The organism is Streptomyces sp. CB02261, assembly GCF_001905665.1.
In the GTDB taxonomy this organism is placed as follows: Bacteria; Actinomycetota; Actinomycetes; order Streptomycetales; family Streptomycetaceae; genus Streptomyces.
Genome location: NZ_LIVX01000009.1, coordinates 320,876 through 334,178 on the forward strand (window position 1 = coordinate 320,876; position 13,303 = coordinate 334,178).

Annotated in this window: 16 protein-coding genes; 10 read left to right on the forward strand and 6 right to left on the reverse strand. The window is 72.4% G+C overall.

All coding sequences use genetic code 11. The features are described from left to right. Window positions 1-47: 47 nt before the first annotated feature. Entirely contained in the window at window positions 48-878 is an 831-nt protein-coding gene (locus AMK29_RS28230; protein ID WP_073818328.1) for an ABC transporter substrate-binding protein, read from the reverse strand. 266 nt (window positions 879-1,144) lie between these two features. On the opposite strand from AMK29_RS28230, the gene AMK29_RS28235 reads away from it, so the two are divergent. Beyond that, entirely contained in the window at window positions 1,145-1,387 is a 243-nt protein-coding gene (locus AMK29_RS28235) for a hypothetical protein (protein ID WP_073818330.1), read from the forward strand. A gap of 14 nt (window positions 1,388-1,401) precedes the next feature. On the opposite strand, the gene AMK29_RS28240 is transcribed toward AMK29_RS28235, so the two are convergent. Continuing rightward, complete coding sequence (locus AMK29_RS28240) at window positions 1,402-1,995, reverse strand: TIGR03086 family metal-binding protein (protein WP_073818331.1); 594 nt, start codon at window positions 1,993-1,995, stop codon at window positions 1,402-1,404. Window positions 1,996-2,118: 123 nt separating this feature from the next. Here AMK29_RS28240 and AMK29_RS28245 point away from each other — a divergent pair, with 123 nt between their 5' ends. Both AMK29_RS28245 and AMK29_RS28250 read left to right on the forward strand, forming a co-directional pair. Continuing rightward, on the forward strand, window positions 2,119-2,973 hold the full coding sequence (locus tag AMK29_RS28245; protein WP_073818333.1) for a helix-turn-helix domain-containing protein: 855 nt from the start codon (window positions 2,119-2,121) through the stop codon (window positions 2,971-2,973). 14 nt (window positions 2,974-2,987) lie between these two features. Next, entirely contained in the window at window positions 2,988-3,560 is a 573-nt protein-coding gene (locus tag AMK29_RS28250) for a GNAT family N-acetyltransferase (RefSeq protein WP_073818334.1), read from the forward strand. On the opposite strand, the gene AMK29_RS28255 is transcribed toward AMK29_RS28250, so the two are convergent. Continuing rightward, complete coding sequence (locus tag AMK29_RS28255) at window positions 3,557-4,006, reverse strand: GNAT family N-acetyltransferase (RefSeq protein WP_073818336.1); 450 nt, start codon at window positions 4,004-4,006, stop codon at window positions 3,557-3,559. The genes AMK29_RS28250 and AMK29_RS28255 overlap by 4 nt on opposite strands. Window positions 4,007-4,234: 228 nt before the next feature. Here AMK29_RS28255 and AMK29_RS28260 point away from each other — a divergent pair, with 228 nt between their 5' ends. After that, window positions 4,235-4,972 (forward strand): Mut7-C RNAse domain-containing protein, encoded by a 738-nt coding sequence (locus AMK29_RS28260; protein WP_073818337.1) that lies wholly within the window; start codon window positions 4,235-4,237, stop codon window positions 4,970-4,972. A 29-nt stretch (window positions 4,973-5,001) separates the two neighbouring features. Here AMK29_RS28260 and AMK29_RS28265 read toward each other — a convergent pair whose 3' ends face one another. Further along, complete coding sequence (locus AMK29_RS28265) at window positions 5,002-5,562, reverse strand: TetR/AcrR family transcriptional regulator (RefSeq protein WP_073818339.1); 561 nt, start codon at window positions 5,560-5,562, stop codon at window positions 5,002-5,004. Window positions 5,563-5,677: 115 nt separating this feature from the next. On the opposite strand from AMK29_RS28265, the gene AMK29_RS28270 reads away from it, so the two are divergent. Next, window positions 5,678-7,099 carry an FAD-dependent monooxygenase gene (locus AMK29_RS28270; protein ID WP_073818341.1) on the forward strand — a complete coding sequence of 474 codons (1,422 nt, stop codon included), beginning with the start codon at window positions 5,678-5,680 and terminating at the stop codon, window positions 7,097-7,099. Between the two features lie 24 nt (window positions 7,100-7,123). On the opposite strand, the gene AMK29_RS28275 is transcribed toward AMK29_RS28270, so the two are convergent. Continuing rightward, window positions 7,124-7,606, reverse strand: coding sequence for a hypothetical protein (locus AMK29_RS28275; RefSeq protein ID WP_073818342.1), 483 nt, complete (start codon window positions 7,604-7,606; stop codon window positions 7,124-7,126). A gap of 75 nt (window positions 7,607-7,681) precedes the next feature. On the opposite strand from AMK29_RS28275, the gene AMK29_RS28280 reads away from it, so the two are divergent. The 3 genes from AMK29_RS28280 to AMK29_RS28290 all read left to right on the forward strand — a co-directional run bounded on the left by AMK29_RS28280 (window position 7,682) and on the right by AMK29_RS28290 (window position 9,884). After that, entirely contained in the window at window positions 7,682-8,017 is a 336-nt protein-coding gene (locus tag AMK29_RS28280; RefSeq protein WP_073818344.1) for a YnfA family protein, read from the forward strand. A gap of 69 nt (window positions 8,018-8,086) precedes the next feature. Next, window positions 8,087-8,851, forward strand: coding sequence for an SDR family NAD(P)-dependent oxidoreductase (locus AMK29_RS28285; protein WP_073818345.1), 765 nt, complete (start codon window positions 8,087-8,089; stop codon window positions 8,849-8,851). 142 nt (window positions 8,852-8,993) lie between these two features. Beyond that, window positions 8,994-9,884 carry an LAGLIDADG family homing endonuclease gene (locus tag AMK29_RS28290; protein ID WP_073818347.1) on the forward strand — a complete coding sequence of 297 codons (891 nt, stop codon included), beginning with the start codon at window positions 8,994-8,996 and terminating at the stop codon, window positions 9,882-9,884. A 44-nt stretch (window positions 9,885-9,928) separates the two neighbouring features. Here the strand turns inward: AMK29_RS28290 and AMK29_RS28295 are convergent, their stop codons facing one another. Next, window positions 9,929-11,122, reverse strand: coding sequence for an RtcB family protein (locus AMK29_RS28295; RefSeq protein ID WP_073818348.1), 1,194 nt, complete (start codon window positions 11,120-11,122; stop codon window positions 9,929-9,931). Between the two features lie 174 nt (window positions 11,123-11,296). Here AMK29_RS28295 and AMK29_RS28300 point away from each other — a divergent pair, with 174 nt between their 5' ends. Both AMK29_RS28300 and AMK29_RS28305 read left to right on the forward strand, forming a co-directional pair. Continuing rightward, window positions 11,297-12,241 (forward strand): hypothetical protein, encoded by a 945-nt coding sequence (locus AMK29_RS28300; protein WP_073818350.1) that lies wholly within the window; start codon window positions 11,297-11,299, stop codon window positions 12,239-12,241. A 128-nt stretch (window positions 12,242-12,369) separates the two neighbouring features. Next, window positions 12,370-13,107 (forward strand): DUF3558 domain-containing protein, encoded by a 738-nt coding sequence (locus AMK29_RS28305; protein ID WP_073818352.1) that lies wholly within the window; start codon window positions 12,370-12,372, stop codon window positions 13,105-13,107. Window positions 13,108-13,303: the final 196 nt, after the last annotated feature.

Genomic DNA, 13,303 nt, shown 5'->3' on the forward strand with positions numbered 1-13,303 from the left:
TCGTGATCGTGCGGCCGCGCCTCGGTGGCGCCGGGGCGCGGCCGGGTTCAGGGCGCGAGGGCCGCCGCGAGGTCGCGGAAGAAGCGGGCGTAGGCGGCCGGGCTGGGCGGGGTCTCGGGGTTCCACGGCATGGACCGGACACCGGACAGGGCCGCGTCGGGCGCGGTGGCGTGGGCGCGGCTGTCGAAGAGGACCAGGCCGGGGCGGAGTTCCGCGGCTCGGCCCCAGTCGCCGGTCAGCCAGTTGGCGCCGGGCCCCGGGCCCGGGTCGACCAGCCGGACGCCCAGCTCCGCGAGCCGCGCCAGCTCGGGCCAGGCGTGCGGCCGGGCGAGATGCACCTGGTCGGGGCCCGCCCCCGAGAGGGCGAGCACGGCGGAGCCGTTCGCCGCCGCGGCCTCCCGCAGCGCGTCCTCGGCGGCCCGCAGCCCGGCCGACGAGCCGGCCGGCGCCGCCCCCAGGCTCACGGCCAGCGCGCCGAAGCGGTCGAGGATCGCCGGCAGGGCGAGCTCGTTGCCGACGGAGAGCGCGACGAGCGGCACCCCGATCCGGTCGGCGACGGCCTCGTCGAGCGCGTACGGGCTCTTGCCGTCATAGGTCACGTCGACGATCACGTCCGGCCGCAGCTCCCGCAACCGCCCCTCGTCCAGCGCGCCGCCGGGCCCGAGGTACGTCACCCCGGCCCCCCGTAGCCCGCCCTCCTTGGCCGGGTCGAGGACCTCGCCGTCGTGCCCGGAACCGTAGACGGCGACCGGCGTCACACCGAGGTCGCACAGGGCCGCCCCGGCCCGGACGTACGCGATCACCCGCCTCGGCACGGACGCCGCCCCCAGCTCCGCACCCCTGTCGTCCGTGAATCCCCAAGCCTGCGCCCCGGACATACGGCTGCTCCCTCCCCGGCCGGAATGTGCCTCTTCCGCCACCTTGGAGCGGTTCCCCGGGACGCACAAGAGGGCCTCCCCGCGTCGGCCGGCGCCGGGGCGCGGAGGGGCGGGACCTCGGCCCCGGTCCCCCCTGCCGAAAGCCCCCCAGGGTGGTGTTAACTGAACACCTCGGGAGGAAGCAGTAGGAATCGTCGGTGCCGTCGTGCCCGCGCGCCACCTGCCGGGGCGCCGCGTACGGCCTCCCTCACGCCCTGGAGTGAGTCATGTCCTTGCCCGGCCGGTTCTCCGACCCGCGTGTGGTGACGCTCTTCGGTCTGCTCGCCGTCTCCACGGCGGTGTGGCTCTCGCTCGGCCTGCGGGCCCGCGCCCGCCGCGACCGGGTCCCCGCCCCGCTGCGGCGCATATGGCACCCGCAGGAGTCGACGGCGCTGACACCGGCGGAGGAGCACGCCTTCGGGCAGGTCGTCTCCCGCCTGTCCCCGGGCCGGCCGGGCCGGGCGGGCTGACCCGCGCGCGGCCTTCACCCGCGGGACCACGCCTCCGGACGGGGGTCGCGGCCGGTCGTCGCGAGCAGCCGCTCGAAGGCGGTGGCGTCGGCGGGCAGGTCGACGGGCTCCGCGAAGACGCTCATCCTCCGGGCCATGGGAGCCATCCGCTCCACCTCGTCGACGAGCTCCGCGACCACGGCCGGGTCGGGGTCGAAGCTCCGCCCGGTGGCGCGGGCCAGGTCCCAGACGTGCACGGTCAGGTCGAGCACGACCATGAAGCCGACGGTCCGCGCGGGCAGCCCCATGGCACCCGAGGTGCCCTCCTCGGCGCCCGGCGCCGACCACGCGTCGACGAGCTTCCCGATCTCGGCCTCGAAACTCTCGCGCCAGCCGCCCTCGGCCAGCCGGTCCGGGATGCGGGAGAAGTCGGCGGACCCCTTGGCCGCGAGGGCCTGGAAGTTCACGACGACGTCGAAGAGATGGTTCAGCAGGGCACGCACGTCGTACTCGGCGCAGGGCGTGGGCGAGCCGAGTGAGGAGTCGGCGGTGTCCCTGATGAGGGGCGTGGCGCGGGTGGCGGCGCTACGGAGCAGGTCACCGATGCGGGGCGGGGCCTCGTTCGTCATGGGAGCGACGTTAGGCAGGCTGCCCGCCCCGGTCTTGAAGAAACCCGCCAGGACGGCCGCCGGCGGAGACCGGCCAGGGCGGCGAGGAACAGAAACCGGCCACGGCGTCACTAGCATCGAAGGATGCCGTCCTCCGCTCCCCGCCGGGACACCCGGGGCATCGTCGATCCCGCCGAGCTGCTCTCCCGCGTCCGCTTCCGCCGGCACACCCCGGCGCCGGAACTGCGGCCCTATCTGGAGCACTACTGGCTGATCGACTGGGAGCTCCCGGAGCCGTACGCGACCCACGTCGTCCCGCACCCGTCGGTGAACGTGGTCTTCCAGCGGTACGGAGCCCTCGGCGCCCCGGCGGCAGCGGCGGACGTGACGGCCGAGGTCTCCGGGATCGGGCTCGGCCTCTTCAACCAGAAGCTGGCGGAGACGGGCCGGGTCTGCGGGGTGCAGTTCCGGCCCGGCGGTTTCCGCCCCTTCGCGCCCGCGTGGCCGGTGTCGGCCTGGACGGGCCGCCGGGTCCCGCTCACCGAGGTGCTCCCGGACACGGGGCCCGACCTGCCGTCCGCCGTCCTCTCCCCCGACACCGACCACGCGCGCGTGGCGGCGCTCGACGCCTTCCTCCTGGCCCACGGCCCCACCCCCGACCCGGCCGCCGACGAGGCGATGCGGCTGGTGGACCTGGTCCGCACGGACCGCATGATCCGCAAGGTGTCCCGACTGGCCTCGGCGGCGGGCCTGTCGGCGCGCTCGCTCCAGCGTCTCTTCGCGACCCATGTCGGCGTCGGCCCGAAGTGGGTGATCCTGCGCTACCGCCTCCACGAGGCCCTGGAACGCGCGGAGGCCGCCGGGGAGGCGGGCGCCGTGGACTGGGCGGCGCTCGCGGCGGAGCTGGGCTACAGCGATCAGGCCCATCTGGTCAGGGACTTCACGGCGACGATCGGGGTGCCGCCCACGGCGTACGCCAGGGGAGTGTCAGCCCGCTGACCTACGGTACGGCCATGGACAACGACACCCCGCCCGTACGCCTCACGCCCGTACATCCCTCCCCCGAACACCCCTCGCCCGTACGGCTCGACGCCTGGTCCGAGGAGGACGCCGACCTGCTGCGCGCCCTGAACGCACCGGCGTCGATGGAGCACCTGGGCGGCCCGGAGACCGAGGAACAGCTGGTCAAGCGGCACCGGCGGTATGTGGACCTGAGTGCGGCCGAGGCGGGAGCGGGGCGGATGTTCCGGATCGTGCTGCTGCCGGAGGAGGCCGTGGTGGGCAGCATCGGCTACTGGACGCAGACCTGGGAGGGCGAGCCGGTGTACGAGACCGGATGGTCCGTGCTGCCGGGCTTCCAGGGCCGGGGCCTCGCGACGTCCGCCACGCGCGCGGTGGTCGAGGAGGCCCGGTCGGCGGGCCTCCACCGTCATCTGCACGCCTTCCCGTCGGCGGACAACGCCGCGTCGAACGCCGTGTGCCGCAAGGCGGGGTTCGAACTGCTCGGCGAGCGGGACTTCGAGTACCCGCCGGGCCGCCCGATGCGCTGCAACGACTGGCGCTTCGATCTGCGGGCGCCCGCCTAGGCGGCGTCGCCCGGCGCGGTCAGCGGCCGGGTGAAGTGGAACGCCACGATGTCGAAACGTTCCCGCAGGTAGAAGCGGTGGGCTCCGGTGCGGTGGGTGCCGGAGTCCAGGTTCAGTTCATGGCAGCCGGCGGCCCGGGCGTGGGCCTCCAGGTGGGCGACGAGCGCGTGGCCGACCCCGGTGGAGCGGGTGGTGGCGGCGGTCACGAGGTCGTCGACGTAGAGCTTGCGCAGGGAGCTGGTGTTGATGACGATCCGCCAGCCGGCCGCGCCGACACAGCGCCCGTCGTCCGCGTAGGCGGCGCTGAACCGGAGCCCCTGCGGGTGGCCGGCCTCGTACACCTCGCGGAACAGGGCCGGGGTGAGGTGGGGGCGGAGCTCGGAGAGGACCGGCAGGAGGTCGGTCTCCAGCCGGGGGTCGCCGGGCTCGAGGTCGATGATCTTCATGGCGGGACCGTACCGCAGGGCGTTTTCCGGGCGGGCGCCCCGGGGCCCGGAGGCCGCCGCCCGCGCCCCTGCGCGGACCAGCCGGTCCGCCCCTGCGCGGACCAGCCGGTCACGAATTCCCTGGCAACCCGTCCCGTCCCGGTGCCAGCCTCGACGTTCGCCCCCCGCGGGGAACGCCGGTCACGAATCCCCTGGCAGCCCGTCCCGTCCCGGTGCCATCCTGTCCCCGTGAACGGACCGGAGATCCAGATCAGCTTCGCCCCCGGCCTGCGGCTCTTCGTCTCGGCCGAGCGGCGGTCGGGCCGCACGCCCGTGACCACCGACGGCTCGTCCTCGCTCGGCCACGTCGTGGAGTCGCTCGGCGTGCCGCTCACCGAGGCCGGGAAGATCCTGGTCGACGGGCGGCCCGTCGACCACGGGCACGTCCCGGTCGCGGGCGAGACGGTCGAGGTGGAGGGCGTCGCCCGCCCGCAGCCGGTGCCGGGCGCACCGCTCCGGTTCCTGCTCGACGTGCACCTCGGCACGCTGGCCCGGCGGCTGAGGCTGCTCGGGGTGGACGCGGCGTACGAGAGCGAGGACATCGGCGACCCCGCGCTCGCCGCGCTCTCCGCGCGGGAGCGGCGCGTCATGCTGTCGCGGGACCGCGGGCTGCTGCGCCGTCGCGAGCTGTGGGCGGGGGCGTACGTCTACAGCGACCGGCCGGAGGAGCAGCTCCGCGACGTCCTGGAGCGGTTCGCGCCGCCGCTCGCGCCCTGGACCCGGTGCACGGCGTGCAACGGGCGGTTGAGCGACGCCGACAAGGACGCGGTCCGCGAGCGTCTGGAGCAGGGCACGGAGAAGACGTACGACGTGTTCGCCGAGTGCGTGGAGTGCGGCCGGGTGTACTGGCGCGGCGCCCACCACAGCCACCTGGAGGCGATCGTCTCCGACGCGGTACGGGAGTTCGGCGGCGCGGCGGCCGGCTGACCGGCCCCGACCACGGGCCCCTCGTGCGCTCAGGGGGCCTCGGCGGTCAGATAGCGCTGCACGGTCGGCCCGAGCCAGGCCACGACCTCGTCCTTGGACATGTCCACCGCGGGCGGCAGCCGCAGCACGTACCGGGTCAGCGCCATGCCCAGGATCTGCGAGGCGACGAGCGCCGCCCGCTGCGGGGCCTGCGCCGGGTCGGGGCAGACGCCCCGGGTGACGGGCCCGAGCTGCTGGGCGAAGATCTCCCGCATCCGTTCGGCCCCGGCGGCGTTGGTGACCCCGACCCGCAGCATGCCGGTGAGGACCTCGTCCCGCTCCCAGCGCTCCAGGAAGTGGGTGACGAGGACGGCCCCGATGTGCTGGGCGGGCAGCCCGCCCAGTTCGGGCAGGCCGATCTCGATCTCGGAGGCGGCCGCGAACAGGCCCTCCTTGTTGCCGTAGTAGCGCATCACCATCGACGGATCGATCCCCGCGTCGCGGGCGATGGCCCGGATGGTGGCGCGGTCGTATCCGTCGGAGGCGAAGCGCTCGCGGGCGGCCTCCAGGATGGCGGCCCTGGTGGCGTCGGAGCGGCGGGCGGTCGTCATATCAACAATCGTAGGCCAACAAGCGTTGACACCCGGCCGAGGCCACCCCTACAGTTGCCAACAAGCGTTGACCAACAGGCGTTGGCCAACGGTCGTGGGCACCCTGGAGGCAGCCATGAGCACGGAGAAGACCGACACCCAGGTACTCGTCGTCGGAGCCGGCCCCACCGGCCTGCTCCTCGCCGGCGACCTCGCCACCGCCGGCGTCGACGTCACCCTCGTCGAGCGCCGCCCGCGCGGCTTCGCCAACATGACCCGCGCCTTCGGCGTCCACGCCCGCACCCTGGAGCAGCTCGACGCCCGCGGCCTCGCGGACGAACTCCTCGCCACGGGCACGACCCTCCCCCTCGCCCGGCTCTTCGGCCGCTTCGACCTCGACCTCACCCGACTGCCCAGCCGCTTCAACCACCTGCTCGTCACCCCGCAGTACGAGGTCGAGCGACTCCTGGAGCGCCGCGCGGTGGCCGCCGGAGTCACCTTCCGGTACGGGACGGAGCTGCGGGGACTGCGCCAGGACGCCGACACGGTCACGGCCGAACTCACCGACCCCGACGGCACCCCGCTCACCCTCACCGCCCGCCACCTCGTCGGCACCGACGGCGTCCGCAGCGCGGTCCGCACCGCCCTGGGCGTGCCCTTCCCCGGCCGCGCCGTGATCCGCTCCATCGTCCTCGCCGACGTCCGCCTCGCCGAAGAACCCGTCGACTCGTTCACCGTCAACGGCTCCGGCGACACCTTCGCCTTCCTCGCCCCCTTCGGCGACGGCTGGTACCGGGTGATGGGCTGGAACCGCACCCGCCAGGTCGCCGACAGCGAGCCCGTCGACCTCGACGAGGTCCGCGAGATCGCCCGCCGCGCCCTCGGCACCGATCTCGGCATGCACGACCCCCGCTGGATCTCCCGCTTCCACAGCGACGAGCGCCAGGCCCCGACCTACCGGGTCGGCCGGGTCTTCCTCGCCGGGGACGCCGCCCACGTCCACTCCCCCGCCGGCGGCCAGGGCATGAACACCGGCCTCCAGGACGCCGCCAACCTCTCCTGGAAGCTCACCGCCGTCCTGCGCGGCGACGCACCCGACCCCGAGGCCCTCCTCGACAGCTACCAGTCCGAGCGCCACCCGGTCGGCACCATGGTCCTCCGCAGCAGCGGCGCGATCGTGCGCCTCGCGATGGCCCGCACCCCGCTCACCCGCGCCGCCCGCTCCCTCGCCGCCCGCGCACTCAACGCGATACGGCCCGCCTCCGCGCGCGCCATGGGCATGATCAGCGGCATCGGCATCGCGTACGCACCCCCGGCCGGCTCCGCACGCCCCGCCGGCCGCCGCGCGCCGGACCTGCGACTGCGCGAGGGACGGCTCTACGAACTGCTGCGCGGGGGCGAGTTCGTCCTCATCGCCCCCGAGGGCGAGCCCCCGGCCCTGCCCCCGACCGCCCCCGTCTCCCCGGACCGCCTCATTCGCGCCACCTGGACGGACCCGGCCCGGCGGACCACGGTGCTGGTCCGCCCCGACGGCTACGTCCACTGGACGAGCCACTGACCGGAGCGGACACCGCCCGCAGCGTCAGAAGACGTACGGGTCGCCCGTGGCCAGCACCAGGACGAGATGCCGGTCGTTGCCCGGATTCCGATCGGTCACCCCGTCCCGCCAGACGGTGGTGATGTCCACCGTCAGCTCGTCCGGGAGACCCGCCGTACGCAGGTCGAGCACCAGCTCCCCCACACCACCCACCGCCGGCAGCTCGCCCGTACGGCAGGACACCACCCGGTCACTGCTCCACAGACAGGCCTCCGGCAGCACCTGGCCACCCGCCATCGGCTCGGAGAAGGCGAGCCGGACCGTCGCCTGGGAGAGGTCGGAGGGACCGTGGTTCTCACTGACCAGCCAGACCCCGACCCGTCCGCCCCAGAGGGAGACATGACCGTGATGGGCCAGATCCGCCTCCGGACCGAACACCGGCTCCACGGCACCGGCACGCGCACCCGCGCCCATCACCACCGTGGCCGCGAGAGCGACCCCGAACACACCCTTCCGCAATCCACGCATAAGGCCAAAATACCCACTGATCATCCCATCTTCTGACAATCCATCAGCCAGCGTGTCCCATGGCACGCTGCCCCCATGCTCACCGCCCGCTCCCTCACCCTCTTCGCGCTCGCCGCCCTCTTCGAGATCGGCGGCGCCTGGCTCGTCTGGCAAGGCGTCCGCGAGCACCGCGGCTGGATCTGGATCGGCGCCGGCGTCCTCGCCCTCGGCGTCTACGGCTTCGTCGCCACCCTCCAGCCCGACGCCGAGTTCGGCCGCGTCCTCGCCGCCTACGGCGGGGTGTTCGTGGCGGGATCCCTCGCCTGGGGCATGGTCGCGGACGGCTACCGCCCCGACCGCTGGGACGTCATCGGCGCCCTCGTCTGCCTCGCCGGCATGGCCCTGATCATGTACGCCCCGCGAGCCCGCTGAGCCACACCCCCACCTATCCTGGCCGGGCGATCGACGTCATCGACCACCTGCGCGAGGAGCACCCCCGTCATGACTGCCCCCGGTAAGCCCATCGCCGTCATCACCGGAGCGAGCAGCGGAATCGGCGCCGCCACGGCCAGGCAGCTGGCCGCCGCCGGCTACCGCGTGGTCCTCACCGCCCGACGCAAGGACCGCATCGAGACCCTGGCCACCGAGATCAACGAGGCCGGCCACCAGGCCACCGCCTACGCCCTCGACGTCACCGACCGCACCGCCGTCGACGAGTTCGCCACCGCGTTCCCCACCCTCGCCGTCCTCGTCAACAACGCCGGCGGCGCCCTCGGCGCCGACCCCGTCGCCACCGGCGACCCCGCCGACTGGCGCCAGATGTACGAGGTCAACGTCATCGGCACCCTCAACGTCACCCAGGCCCTGCTCCCCGCCCTCACCGCGAGCGGAGACGGCACGGTGGTCGTCCTCTCCTCCACCGCCGGCCACTCCACCTACGAGGGCGGCGCCGGCTACGTCGCCGCCAAGAACGGCGCCCGTGTCCTCGCCGAGACCCTCCGCCTGGAGATCGTCGGCACCCCGGTCCGCGTCATCGAGATCGCCCCCGGCATGGTCAAGACGGACGAGTTCGCGACCACCCGCTTCCGCGGCGACACCGACAAGGCGGCCAAGGTCTACGCCGGCGTGGCCGCCCCCCTCACCGCCGACGACGTCGCCGACACCATCACCTGGGCCTGCACCCGCCCCTCCCACGTCAACATCGACCTCCTGGTCGTCCGCCCCCGAGCCCAGGCCTCGAACACCAAGGTCCACCGCGAGCTCTGACACGTTCGGGTGAACGCACCCGATCACCCACACGCCGACCGAAGACCCGACCTAACGTCGAAGACAACTCCATACAGAACGGCCCTCGGCCGGGATTGCCGTCCCAGCCGAGGGCCTGACCAGAAGGAAGACACGACTTCCCATGGCTGCACAGGACCCTAGCGCGCCCGCGCTCTTCGACGTCAGCGCACTCACACCCAGCACACCGTCCTTCATGGACCTCACAGACCCGAAATACGCCTACATGTTCGGCTTCCTCCAGGCCGACGGCCACCTGTCCCAGGGCACGGGCCGAAAGGGCAGGCTCACCGCCGAGATCAACGCTCGGGACATCCACATCCTCCACGAGTTCCAGCGGCTCACTCCCTACAACAGCAGCATCACCGAGCGAACTCGCTCCACGAACTTCTCCACCAGCCATCACTCGGCCATCTGGACCCTGTGCTCGCTCGAAGCGCGCACCACCCTCAACCGGCTCGGTCTGCCCTACGGCAAGAAGTCCTCGAAGATCACGCCGCCCCGCATCGACTTCTCTCGCAGGGACTACCTTCGCGGCGTCATCGACGCCGACGGCTCCGTCGGCTACACCGGCCAGGGACTTCCCTTCGTCTCCCTCACCACGGCAAGCACAGCTGTCGGTGCGTATCTCTGCCATTACGCGAAGAAGCTCACCGGCACGGAGCGCCTGATCAAGCGGAACAAGCGAGACTCGATCTACAACGTGCTGTACACGAAGGAGGCAGCGGTCCGACTTGCCGAGCACCTGTACTACCCCGGCTGCCTGGCGCTGGAGCGAAAGCGGAGCACGGCCGAGTCGCTCAGCTCATGGGTCCGTCCCGAGGGCATGGCCGTGAGAGCACCGGGGCGCCGCTGGAAGGACCAGGAGGACCGCATTCTCCTCGACCATGGCAACGCGGCGACCGCAGCCGAAGCATTGGGCCGCAGCGAGCACAGCTGCTCGCTGCGGCTATGGCGCCTGCGGACCGGACGCGTCGCGATGCCGCCTGAGGCTTCGTACCCCTCTGACACATGACGAGAGGGCCCTGGTGGCGACACCAGGGCCTCATCTTGCCGACGTCAGCCCTTCACGCAAATGAACTGCTTCAGCTTCGCCACGACCTCGACGAGGTCCCTCTGCTGCTCCATCACCTGCTCGATCGGCTTGTAGGCGCCCGGGATCTCGTCGACGATGCCGGAGTCCTTGCGGCACTCCACACCCCGCGTCTGCTCCTCCAGATCGCGCACCGTGAACCGCCGCTTCGCCGCACTCCGGCTCATCCTGCGGCCAGCGCCGTGCGAGGCGGAGTTGAAGGCCTTCTCGTTGCCGAGCCCCTTCACGATGTACGAGCTGGTGCCCATCGAACCGGGAATGATCCCGAAGTCGCCCCGGCCGGCCCGGATCGCGCCCTTCCGCGTGACCAGCAGGTCCATGCCCTCGTACCGCTCCTCCGCCACGTAGTTGTGGTGGCAGGAGATCTCGGTCTCGAAGGTCACCTTCGCCTTCCGGAACTCCCTGCGGATCACTTCCTTCAGGAGCGCCATCATGATCGCGCGGTTGTACTTCGCGTACTCCTGCGCCCAGTACAGATCGTTCCGGTAGTCCGCCATCTGCGGGGTGTCCGCCACGAACACCGCCAGATCGCGGTCGACCAGGCCCTGGTTGTGCGGCAGCTTCTGGGCCACACCGATGTGGTGCTCAGCGAGCTCCTTGCCGACGTTGCGGGACCCGGAGTGCAGCATCAGCCAGACCGAACCTGACTGATCAAGACAGGTTTCGATCATGTGATTCCCACTTCCGAGCGTACCCATCTGCAAAATGGCACGTTCCCGACGGAATTTGACCGATTCAGCGACCCCGTCGAACCGCGACCAGAAGTCCCCCCACCCCGCCGTCGGGAACTGGAACAGCCGCCCCGGGTCCACCTCGGTGCGGTGCATCCCGCGCCCCACCGGGATCGCCTGCTCGATCTTCGACCGCAGCCGCGACAGATCACCCGGCAGGTCGTTCGCCGTCAGCGACGTCTTGACCGCCGACATCCCGCAGCCGATGTCCACACCGACCGCCGCCGGACAGACCGCCCCCTGCATCGCGATCACCGAACCGACCGTCGCGCCCTTGCCGTAGTGCACGTCCGGCATCACGGCCAGGCCCTTGATCCACGGCAGCGTCGCCACGTTCTGCAGCTGCTGCATCGCCCCGCCCTCCACCGTGGAGGGGTCGGCCCACATGCGGATGGGAACCTTCGCCCCAGGTACCTCTACGTACGACATACTTCCTCGATTCCCCCGAAAAGTCTGATAACGCAAAAACCGGAGCCAAAGCCCGTACAGGTGACAGCGGACCGGCATCAACAGCTGCGTGTGCGATAGACATTGTGTCCACCGGCCGGGTTCGCGCGGCAAACAGTTTTCGGGAAAGACTTCGGCAGAAGGGAGCCTGGGACCGTGCAGCGAAAGAGGTACGCCCCCGGCGGAACCGGGCCCGCGGCCCGCACCGCCGTCGTCCTCGCAGTCGGCCTCGGCCTCGGGATCGGCCTCACCGGATGCTCCGCCGGCACCCCGACGGACGACATCACCGTCGACGCCAAGGCCGGCCCCGCCGCGCCCGTCGCACCCCCGGGCCGCTACCGCACGCTCTTCGAGCCCTGCGGCTCCATCCCGGGCGGCACGCTCAAGGACCTGCTCCCGGGCGCTGCCGCACTGGCCGACGCCGAGCGCGAGAAGGCGTACCGGGGCGTCTCCGCCGTCACCTACGACACCGACCGGCGGGTCGGCTGCACGTGGAAGGCCGACACCCCGGACGTCTCGCACCGGCTGGCGCTCGACGTCGAGCGGGTCGTGTCGTACGACACCGCCGTCAGCGACGCCGACCGGGCGCAGGAGGTGTTCGTCCGCAAGCAGCTCGCGGCCCGCATCCCGCTGGCCCCGGCGGCCCCACCGACCCCCACAGCCACAGCGACAGCGACAGCGACCGCCACGGCGTCGGGGGCCTCCACGCCCTCCGGGGCGGGCACCGGCCCGGCCCAGGGCCAGGGGAAGCCGCCGACGGGCACCACCGCGCCGCCCGCTCCCCCGACGGGCGCCCCGCCCACCGGCACGGGCACCGCCACCGGCACCGGACCCACCCCGTCCGGGCCCGCCCCCACCGGTCTGGAGCCCCGCGTCCTGGCCGGTCTCGGGGACGTCGCGTATCTGGACGACGTGCTGAACACGGTGGGCGCGAGCGGCCATGAGCGTGCCGTCAGCGTGGTGTTCCGCACATCCAACGTCATCGTGACCGTCTCCTACCGGGAGCAGACCCGGGGTTCGGCCGAGGCCCCGGACAGCGGGGAACTGCAGGAAAAGGCCCGGAATCTGGCCCGGCTGCTCGCCGAGCGCCTGGAGGAGTAGCGGTCCCGCTCCGCTCCGTGACGGTGCGGCGACCACGTAACGTGTCGCCGTACCCGTGGCCCACCCGCATCCGTGCCCGTGGCCGCCGGACCTCCGGCCGGACCGCACGACAAGCGACTGAAGGAACCATGCAGCGATCAGCCTCGCGACTCACCCGCATACTCGCCTGCGCCGCCGTCCCGGTGATGCTCGTCGTCGCCGGCTGCTCCTCGGATTCCGGCGACAGCGGCTCCGGTTCGGGGGGTTCGAAGGACAAGGGCGGCGTGTCGGCGTCCGCCACTCCGAAGCCCTCGCAGACCACGAAGACGGTCGAGCCGGCGAAGTTCGCGAAGCTGCCGCAGGCCTGCAAGGCGATCTCCGCCAAGACGACGGCGGCGCTGGTGCCCAAGGCGAAGACCAAGAACGGGACGCCGGCGGTTTCCAGTGATCTGGCGAGCCGTGGTGGCTGCTCGTGGAACGGTCTCGCCGACAAGGGCGTGAAGGGCTCGCAGTACCGCTGGCTCGACGTGTCCTTCTACCGGTACGAGTCGGACGTCACGCTCGGCAGTGGTCAGGAGCGCGCGCGGGAGAACTTCGCGAAGGAGCTCGCCAAGGTCGAGGAGACCCCGGGCGCCAAGAAGCTCCGCACCGTCACGGCCACGGGCATCGGTGACGAGGCGAAGACCGTCGCGTACCAGCTGCGCAAGACGGACGAGGACTTCGTGTACGGGTCGGTCGTGGCGCGTTCGGGCAACATCCTGGTGCTGCTGTCGTTCAACGGCGCCGGGTACGCAGGGGCGCCGACGCCGTCGGAGAAGAGCATCGTGGACGGGGCGGTGAAGGCGGCGAAGGAGGCCGTGGCCGCGGTCGCCGCCGCCAACAAGTAGTCGGGCGGGTCGCGGCCGGGGGCTTCCCGGCCGGTGGGGCCGCTGCGGTCCGCTCGGCGGCCGGGGCGGCCGGGTCCGACAAGTGGTCACAAACCCGTGCGCAGTGGCGCGTCCGCGCGGAGCCCGTCCCTCCCCCGGGGGCCGGGCTTCGCTCGCGTGTGCCACTCTGTGCGCGCGGGATGTCGAACGACGGGAG

What these genes read in the sequence shown, in the direction of transcription:
- AMK29_RS28255 (WP_073818336.1), bottom strand. Translation starts at nt 4,006, where the DNA reads ATGAAGATCATCGACCTCGAGCCCGGCGACCCCCGGCTGGAGACCGAC.
- AMK29_RS28250 (WP_073818334.1), top strand. Translation starts at nt 2,988, where the DNA reads ATGGACAACGACACCCCGCCCGTACGCCTCACGCCCGTACATCCCTCC.
- AMK29_RS28235 (WP_073818330.1), top strand. Translation starts at nt 1,145, where the DNA reads ATGTCCTTGCCCGGCCGGTTCTCCGACCCGCGTGTGGTGACGCTCTTC.
- AMK29_RS28245 (WP_073818333.1), top strand. Translation starts at nt 2,119, where the DNA reads ATGCCGTCCTCCGCTCCCCGCCGGGACACCCGGGGCATCGTCGATCCC.
- AMK29_RS28305 (WP_073818352.1), top strand. Translation starts at nt 12,370, where the DNA reads ATGCAGCGATCAGCCTCGCGACTCACCCGCATACTCGCCTGCGCCGCC.
- AMK29_RS28270 (WP_073818341.1), top strand. Translation starts at nt 5,678, where the DNA reads ATGAGCACGGAGAAGACCGACACCCAGGTACTCGTCGTCGGAGCCGGC.
- AMK29_RS28230 (WP_073818328.1), bottom strand. Translation starts at nt 878, where the DNA reads ATGTCCGGGGCGCAGGCTTGGGGATTCACGGACGACAGGGGTGCGGAG.
- AMK29_RS28290 (WP_073818347.1), top strand. Translation starts at nt 8,994, where the DNA reads ATGGCTGCACAGGACCCTAGCGCGCCCGCGCTCTTCGACGTCAGCGCA.
- AMK29_RS28265 (WP_073818339.1), bottom strand. Translation starts at nt 5,562, where the DNA reads ATGACGACCGCCCGCCGCTCCGACGCCACCAGGGCCGCCATCCTGGAG.
- AMK29_RS28280 (WP_073818344.1), top strand. Translation starts at nt 7,682, where the DNA reads ATGCTCACCGCCCGCTCCCTCACCCTCTTCGCGCTCGCCGCCCTCTTC.
- AMK29_RS28275 (WP_073818342.1), bottom strand. Translation starts at nt 7,606, where the DNA reads ATGCGTGGATTGCGGAAGGGTGTGTTCGGGGTCGCTCTCGCGGCCACG.
- AMK29_RS28285 (WP_073818345.1), top strand. Translation starts at nt 8,087, where the DNA reads ATGACTGCCCCCGGTAAGCCCATCGCCGTCATCACCGGAGCGAGCAGC.
- AMK29_RS28240 (WP_073818331.1), bottom strand. Translation starts at nt 1,995, where the DNA reads ATGACGAACGAGGCCCCGCCCCGCATCGGTGACCTGCTCCGTAGCGCC.
- AMK29_RS28295 (WP_073818348.1), bottom strand. Translation starts at nt 11,122, where the DNA reads ATGTCGTACGTAGAGGTACCTGGGGCGAAGGTTCCCATCCGCATGTGG.